Source organism: Plantibacter sp. CFBP 8798 (genome assembly GCF_014841195.1).
Classification (GTDB): Bacteria; Actinomycetota; Actinomycetes; order Actinomycetales; family Microbacteriaceae; genus Plantibacter; species Plantibacter auratus.
This window is the reverse complement of sequence record NZ_JACYTS010000005.1, coordinates 20,181-27,833: the sequence shown is the minus strand read 5'-3', so window position 1 is coordinate 27,833 and position 7,653 is coordinate 20,181. Positions and strand designations below refer to the sequence as shown.

The following is a 7,653-nucleotide window of genomic DNA, read 5'->3' as shown; positions in this document are numbered from 1 at the left end:
GGAGAGTAGGACACCGCCGGACTTCTTCGTTGAAATGGCCACCCAAGGTTCTTGGGTGGCCATTTTGCGTTAACACGCAGTGCGTTAACACGCACAGCGCGTTCAGTGGTAGAAACACGAATTTGCAAAACGCCTGGTCACAGCGTACGCTTGACCCTTGGTGTGGACGCTCCATGTCCACATCGTGTCCACGATCCCCACCGCTCACGCAGACCGGGATCGCGCACGCCGACAAGAGATCTTGGGCAGGGCAGTCGCCCTGCGGTAATGAAGGAGAAACTACTATGGCAGCAGTGTGCCAGGTGACAGGAGCCGTTCCCGGCTTCGGTCACAACATCTCGCACTCGCACCGTCGCACGAAGCGCCGCTTCGACCCGAACGTGCAGAAGAAGACCTACTACGTGCCCTCGCTGCGTCGTAACGTCACCCTCAAGGTGTCCGCCAAGGGCATCAAGGTGATCGACGCCCGTGGCATCGAATCCGTCGTCAAGGACATTCTCGCTCGTGGGGTGAAGATCTAATGGCTAAGCAGCAGGACGTCCGTCCAATCATCAAGCTCCGTTCGACGGCTGGTACCGGTTACACGTACGTGACCAAGAAGAACCGTCGCAACAACCCAGACCGTCTCGTGCTCAAGAAGTACGACCCCGTAGTGCGCAAGCACGTTGAATTCCGAGAGGAGCGCTAAACATGGCTAAGAAGAGCAAGATCGCCCGTAACGAGCAGCGCAAGGTTATCGTCGACCGCTACGCCACGAAGCGCGCCGAGCTGAAGAAGGCTCTCGTCGACCCCGCCGGGACCGACGAGTCGCGTGAAGCAGCTCGCCTCGGCCTCCAGAAGCTTCCTCGCAACGCTTCGCCGGTTCGCCTCCGCAACCGCGACGCGATCGACGGTCGCCCGCGAGGCAACCTCTCGAAGTTCGGCATCAGCCGCGTTCGCTTCCGCGACATGGCGCACAAGGGCGAACTGCCCGGCGTCCGCAAGTCGAGCTGGTAACACCCGCTCAGTCGGAGCTCACATTCCGCTGACACAGCAACGCAACACCGAAAGGGCCGTCCGCATCGCGGGCGGCCCTTTCGCGTTGTCGGCGACAGCTGCAAGGATCGAACGGTTCCCACATCCATCGAGGAGGCGCTGCTGGACGTCCGCACGCAACGAGCCATCGCCCTCCTGGTCGCCGGCTGCTTCTTCATGGAGAACCTCGACGGGACGATCCTCACCACAGCCGCACCGAGTATCGCCCGGGACCTCGGCACCTCGTCGACCGCCGTCGGGCTCGCGGTCACCGCATTCCTGCTCACGGTGGCCGTGCTCATCCCCGTCAGCGGTTGGCTGACGGACCGGTTCGGTGCCAAGCGCATCTTCGCACTGGCGATCGCGGTGTTCACGATCGCCTCCGTGCTGTGTGCGTTGAGCTCGAGCCTGCCGATGCTCGTCGGCTTCCGGGTGCTCCAGGGCGTCGGCGGGGCGTTGATGGTGCCGGTCGGCCGCTTGGCCGTGCTCCGGGTGACGCCCAAGGAGCGGTTGATACAGGCCATCGCCCTCCTGACGTGGCCCGCCCTCGCCGCCCCGATCATCGCGCCGTTCCTCGGTGGGGTGATCACCCAGTACGCCTCCTGGCACTGGATCTTCCTCATCAACGTGCCGATCGGTGTCGTCGCCTTCATCGTGGCGCTCCGCATCGTCCCCGACTTCGCCGCCGACGAGGTGCCTCCGCTCGACTGGCTCGGCCTGTCGCTCGCCTGCGTTGGGCTCGCCTCGCTCCTCGTGGCGGCGTCCCTGGTGTCCGGCGCCGGGTTCGACGCCCGGTGGTTCATCGGGTCGCTCGTGGCAGGTGTCGTTCTGCTCGCCCTCGCGATCCGGCACCTGTTCCGTGCCCCCCACCCATTCGTCGACCTCCGCTCGCTGCGCATCGAGACCTTCCGTCTGGCCAACGCCGGGGGCAGCGTCTACCGGCTCACCATCAGCGCCGTCCCCTTCCTCCTGCCGCTGCTCTTCCAGGACGCATTCGGCTGGACGCCCGTCCAGGCCGGTTCGATGGTGCTCTTCCTCTTCGCCGGCAACCTCGCGATCAAGCCGGCGACGACCTGGATGCTGCGGCGGTTCGGATTCCGTCTGGTGCTCGTGTCGTCGAACCTGATCGGAGTCCTGTGCATGGCCGGGATGGCGTTCCTCACCGCTGACACGTCGATCGTGCTCATGGCACTGCTGCTCTTCCTCAGCGGGGTCGCCCGGTCGATCGGCTTCACGGCGTACAACACCATCACCTTCGCCGACGTCGAACCCGCTGCGATGTCTCGCGCCAACACCCTCAACTCGACCCTGCAACAGGTCGCGAGCGGCTTCGGTGTCGCCGTCGGAGCGATCCTGCTGACGACCGGATTCTCCCTCGAGGACGGGGTCGGTGGCGGCCAGCTGCTGCCGTATCAGTTCGCGTTCCTCGCGATCGCCGTCCTGACCCTCTTCCCGACGATCGAGGCGTGGTTGCTGTCGCGAGCTGCCGGGCACAGCGTCATCGGGGTCCGCTGAGCGGCCACACCGACGGCTCCCAGCTGGGAAACGACCGACACGCAGGCCCGATTGTCCGCGTAGAGCGGAGAAATCCGCGAAATCTCGCGGATTGCTGCTACATTCGAGGCGGTCACACCGACCAGTTGGTGCCGTATCAGCGACACCTTCGCTACCAACACATCAGCTGTACGTTGCAGCAACGTCCGAGGAGGACCCTCACAATGGCAAATTTGAACAAGACCGAACTCGTCGCCGCCATCGCCGCATCGACCGGCCAGAGCCAGGCGACCGTCGGCAGCGTTGTCGACGCGCTGTTCACCACCGTCGCTGAGACCGTCGCCACGGGCGGCAAGGTCTCGATCCCGGGTTGGATCGCCTTCGAGCAGACCGACACCGCCGCTCGCACGGGCCGCAACCCGCAGACCGGCGCCGAGATCCAGATCCCGGCAGGCAAGCGCGTCAAGGTGACCGCCGGCTCGAAGCTCAAGGCTTCCGTCAAGTAAGTCGTCGCGGGCGCGAGCCCGCACGGACTCGGACCACGGAGACACTCCGCCGGTTCAGACCACACAGCAGGGCGTCGCGAGAGCGACGCCCTGCTGTCGTTCGTCCGGGTGCCGTCCGGGGCGCGGCGAGGTGTCGGCGGCTCGGCCTAGCATTGCTGTCATGCGGATCCTCCACACCTCGGACTGGCACCTCGGCCGTTCGCTGCACGGGGTCGACCTGCTCCCCTTCCAACGCGACTTCCTGGCGCACCTCGAGCAGACGGTCGTGGACCACAAGGTCGACGTCCTCCTCGTCGCCGGCGACATCTACGACCGCGCCATCCCGCCGGTCGAGGCGGTGACGCTGCTGTCGGAGTCGCTCGGGCGGCTTGCTGGCCGCACCCGCGTCATCCTCGCCCCGGGCAACCATGATTCGGCCATCCGGCTCGGTTTCGGCGCCGCCATGCTGCGCGACGGGATCGACATTCGCGCCGACCTCGCGCGGGTCGGCGAACCGGTCCTGGTGGACGACGAACACGGGCCCGTCGCCTTCTACCCGCTGCCCTACCTCGACCCCGACACCGCGCGAGGGGTGCTCGCTCCGGACGACCAGCCGCTCGCGCGGTCGCACGCCGCCGTCATGGGTGCAGCCCTCGCGAGCGTCCGAGCCGATCTCGCGCAGCGTCGCGAGCACGGAGCGGTCCGGTCGGTCGTTGCTGCGCACGCCTTCGTCATCGGTGGTCTCGCGAGCGACAGCGAACGCGACATCCGGATCGGCGGGGTCGATGCGGTGCCCGCCCAGCTGTTCGACGACTTCGACTACGTCGCGCTCGGCCACCTCCACGGTGCGCAGCGCGTCGGGGCCGCGACGGGCGTCGAACGCATGCGGTACTCCGGGTCGCCGCTCGCCTACTCCTTCTCCGAACGCAACCAGGTGAAGTCGAGCGTGCTGGTCGACCTCGCCGCCGACGGCTCCGTGCACCTGGAACTGCTGCCGGCGCCGGTGCCCCGTCGGCTCGTCGACGTCACCGGAACCCTCGCAGAGCTGCAGGGCCCCACGGGAGACGACGCCGTCGACGCCTGGGTGCGCGCCACGGTCACCGACGACGTCCGGCCACCGGAGCTGTACGCGACGCTGACCCGGCGCTTCCCGCACCTGCTCGTCTGGTCGCACGCGCCGGCGAACCGTTCCGAGGAGGCTCGCGCCGCAGCCGTCACGGCGGTCTCCGACCCGGTCGAGGTCACCGCCGAGTTCATCGAGTACGCGACGGGTGCACCGGCGACCACTCGCGAGCGGGAGCTCATCGCGGCGGCGAACGAGGCAGCACTCGCCGCGGAGGTGAGTGCCTGATGCGCCTGCACCGACTGACGCTGCAGGCCATCGGACCGTACGCCGGTGAGCACACCATCGACTTCGTCGAACTCGGGCGGGCTGGTCTGTTCCTCCTGGAGGGACCGACCGGCGCCGGCAAGTCCACGATCATCGACGCCATCGTGTTCGGGCTGTACGGCGAACTCGCCGGTACCGGGGCCAGCAAGGACCGCCTCCACTCGCACCACGCGCAGCCCGGGACGGAACCGTTCGTGGAACTCGTCTTCGAGACTGGATCCGGCGTGTACCGGGTGCGGCGGACGCCGGCCTACCAGCGGCCGAAGCAGCGCGGTGCCGGCTTCACACCGCAGCAGGCGAGCGCCACCCTCGTCCGCCTGACCGATCCCGACGCACTGGCCGGAGAGACCCTGTCGACCCGCGCGCAGGAGATCGGTCCTGAGATCAGCCGGATCGTCGGTCTCACCCGGGAACAGTTCGTCCAGACCATCGTCCTCCCGCAGGGCGAGTTCGCGAAGTTCCTCGCCGCCGGCGGTGAGGAGCGCAGCGAGCTCCTCCGGTCCCTGTTCGGGACGGAGCACTACGAGCGGGTCGCCAAGCACCTCGTCGAGCAACGTCGGCAGGCCCAACGCGACATCGAAGGCGCACGAGAGGCGCTGGGCCGCGCGATCGCCCGGTTCGCTGGAGCGGCCGAACTCGACGACGCACGGGAACTCGTCGCGGGCAAGGGAGCGGACACCCCGGCCGGGATGGACGTCCCAGCGGCGGTCGATGCCGAGTCAGGTGCTCCCGCGACTGCCGGTGAGCCGTCGGCTGCGGAGCCCGACCTCCACCCGGACGTCGCGGATGGCGAGCCCGAACCCGACATCGCGACCCTCGCGGTCCCGCTCGAAGCCGATTCCGAAGACCTCGTCGGTGACGCCACGCGTATCGTCGCCGTCCTCGAGCGCCACGCCGCCGCCGACGCCTCGACCGCTGGCGAGGCGCGGGTCGCCCTGGAGGGCGCTCGCACCGAACACGCCGCGGCCCAGACGCTGCTCGCGTCCATCGAACGTCGCGCGGAGCTACTGACCGAGCGCGAGCTGCTCTCGGTGGACGACGAACCGGTCGCGCGGCTCTCCGAACGGATTGCGGCAGCGGCTCGGGCGGACACCGTCGCGTCCGCGCTCGCCGGAGCGGCCACGGCATCGGCGGCGCTCCAGGATGCCATCGCGTCGCTCACCGCGATGGAGGAGCAGGCCGACGAGGCGATCGTCGCACTCGACGACGCGTCCGTCGCCGGGCGCCGCGAATCCCTCACCGTTGAGCGGGCGTCGATGGCGGCAGTGCTCGTCCTCGAAGCCGCCGACGCCGACCGCGAACGCGCGCTCACAGCGCTCACCGAGGAGCTCGCGACCGTCGACGAACGGCTCGCCGAGCTCGCTGCGGAACAGACCCGGCGGGACGCCCGCCGGGCAGCGCTCAGCTCGGCACCGGAGCGCGCCTCGCGTGCGGCCACCGAGTCGGCCAGGGCCGCCCGGTCCGTCGAGCGCGTGGCTGAACGTCGTGCGGTGCTGGATCGGGTGGACGCGGCCGACGACCGCCTCGAGGGGCTCGCCGACGAGGTCACCGAGGCCGCCACGGCCGCGAAGGCGGCGATCGACGTCGAGACGTCGCTGCGCCTCCGAAGGATCGAGGGCATGGCGGGTGAACTCGCCACCGGCTTGCGGGACGGCGAGCCGTGCAGCGTCTGCGGTTCGCTGAGTCATCCGGCGCCCGCGGTGCTCGACGGAGACCACCCCGACGCGGACGCGGTCGAAGCGGCATCCGTCGCGCGGGCCGATGCCGAGGCGACGATGCAGTCGGCGCAGAATGCCCGGGACATCGCCCGGGCGGAGCGTCGTCGCCTCGTCGAGCAGTTCCTCGCGCTGGCCGACGACCCGGGCGACGTGGCTGCAACCGGCTCGTCCGACGCTTCGACGGCGACGACCGGCTTCGACCCGGTCGCTGCGCGGGCGGCCGTCGATGCGGCCGCTGCGGAGGCCGACCGGCAGTACGCGGAGGCCGTGGTCACTGCCGAGCAGGCGGACGCCGAGGTCGCGGAGGCCGGGCGCCTCGCGGACGAGCACCTGGCCGGCGTGGTCGCGGTGTCGGAACGCACCGCCACTCGGGCGACACTGACCGAGCGGCTCGCCGCCGCGCAGCGCGCCCACGAGCAGGCCCGCGCCGAGGTGGCCGGTGTCCTCGCCGGTCGAGCGGCTTCACTTGCCGAGCTCGACGCGATGCTCGAGGCTGAGCTCTCCTCGCTGTCCCTGCTCGCGGCGGCACGAGCGACCGTCGCTGACCGGCGCCTGCGTGACGCCGAGCGCGCGGTCGAGCTGGAGGCGGGACTCGAGCGGGCCGGGTTCGCCGACCGCGCGGCCGCGGAAGCCGCAGTCATGAACGGGGTCGAACGGGCGAGCGCCGAGGCGCGGGTGGCCGATCACCTGCGTCACACGACCGCGAACGCGGAAGCACTCGCGAGCCCGGCCATCGCCGGAGTCGCCGGTACCGCCGCACCCGACGTCGAAGCGACGGCTCGACGACTGGCCGACGCCGAAGCGGCGGCAGGAACCGCGACCGCAGCGGCCGCCGTCTCCGCACGACGAGCGACCAACGCGGCGGCGGCCTGCACGGCGCTCGCCGAGGCGGCCGACGAGAACGCCGACGCGGTCCGCGAGGCCGCGGCCGTCGTCCGCCTCGCCGACGTGGTGTCGGCCACGGGCAGCGAGAACAGCACGAAGGTCACCCTCGGCACCTACGTGCTCCTGCGCCGCTTCGAGGATGTCGTGGCGGCGGCGAACGCGCGCCTGGAGTCGATGTCAGGCGGGCGCTACGAGCTCGTCCGCAGCGATGTCAAGGAAGGACCCTCCCGCAGCCAGCGCGTCGGATTGTCGCTCACGGTGCACGATCACCGGACCGACCGGCGTCGCGATCCGAAGTCGCTGTCCGGTGGCGAGACGTTCTACGCCTCCCTCTGCCTCGCACTCGGGCTGGCGGACGTCGTGACGGGCGAGGCCGGCGGTGTCGAGCTCGGCACGCTCTTCGTCGACGAAGGGTTCGGCAGCCTCGACCCCGAGACGCTCGACACCGTGATGGCCGAGCTCGGTCGGCTCTCGGCCGGCGGCCGCGTCGTCGGCGTCGTCAGCCACGTCGAGGAGATGAAGCAGCGCATCGGCGAACGCATCGAGGTGCGGCGGCTGGAAGACGGCTCCTCGACCCTGCTCGTCCGGGCGTGAGCGGCGCCCTCCGACAGGCTCAGGGACCGAGCGCCGGCTGAGCCCGCTGCGGTCGGGGTTCCCAGCAGCGCCG

The 7,653-nt window shown here is 69.8% G+C and carries 7 protein-coding genes; all 7 read left to right on the top strand.

Going from position 1 to position 7,653, the window contains the following annotated elements; genetic code table 11:
• The first annotated feature begins 284 nt into the window (after positions 1–284).
• The 7 genes from rpmB to IFU30_RS19985 all read left to right on the top strand — a co-directional run bounded on the left by rpmB (position 285) and on the right by IFU30_RS19985 (position 7,580).
• Entirely contained in the window at positions 285–521 is a 237-nt protein-coding gene (rpmB, locus tag IFU30_RS20015) for a 50S ribosomal protein L28 (protein WP_056010522.1), read from the top strand.
• On the top strand, positions 521–688 hold the full coding sequence (gene rpmG / locus IFU30_RS20010) for a 50S ribosomal protein L33 (protein ID WP_056010525.1): 168 nt from the start codon (positions 521–523) through the stop codon (positions 686–688). The genes rpmB and rpmG overlap by 1 nt, the downstream gene beginning before the upstream one ends.
• 2 nt (positions 689–690) lie before the next feature.
• Positions 691–996, top strand: a complete 306-nt coding sequence (gene rpsN / locus IFU30_RS20005) for a 30S ribosomal protein S14 (protein ID WP_064294760.1) — start codon at positions 691–693, stop codon at positions 994–996.
• Between the two features lie 126 nt (positions 997–1,122).
• Entirely contained in the window at positions 1,123–2,529 is a 1,407-nt protein-coding gene (locus tag IFU30_RS20000) for a DHA2 family efflux MFS transporter permease subunit (RefSeq protein ID WP_426738886.1), read from the top strand.
• 203 nt (positions 2,530–2,732) lie between these two features.
• Positions 2,733–3,014 carry an HU family DNA-binding protein gene (locus tag IFU30_RS19995; RefSeq protein ID WP_064294762.1) on the top strand — a complete coding sequence of 94 codons (282 nt, stop codon included), beginning with the start codon at positions 2,733–2,735 and terminating at the stop codon, positions 3,012–3,014.
• A 160-nt stretch (positions 3,015–3,174) separates the two neighbouring features.
• The gene (locus tag IFU30_RS19990; protein ID WP_192006898.1) at positions 3,175–4,344 is read left to right on the top strand and encodes an exonuclease SbcCD subunit D; all 1,170 of its coding nucleotides are present in this window, start codon (positions 3,175–3,177) and stop codon (positions 4,342–4,344) included.
• Positions 4,344–7,580 (top strand): AAA family ATPase, encoded by a 3,237-nt coding sequence (locus IFU30_RS19985; protein ID WP_192006897.1) that lies wholly within the window; start codon positions 4,344–4,346, stop codon positions 7,578–7,580. Before IFU30_RS19990 ends, IFU30_RS19985 begins: the two co-directional genes overlap by 1 nt.
• Positions 7,581–7,653: the final 73 nt, after the last annotated feature.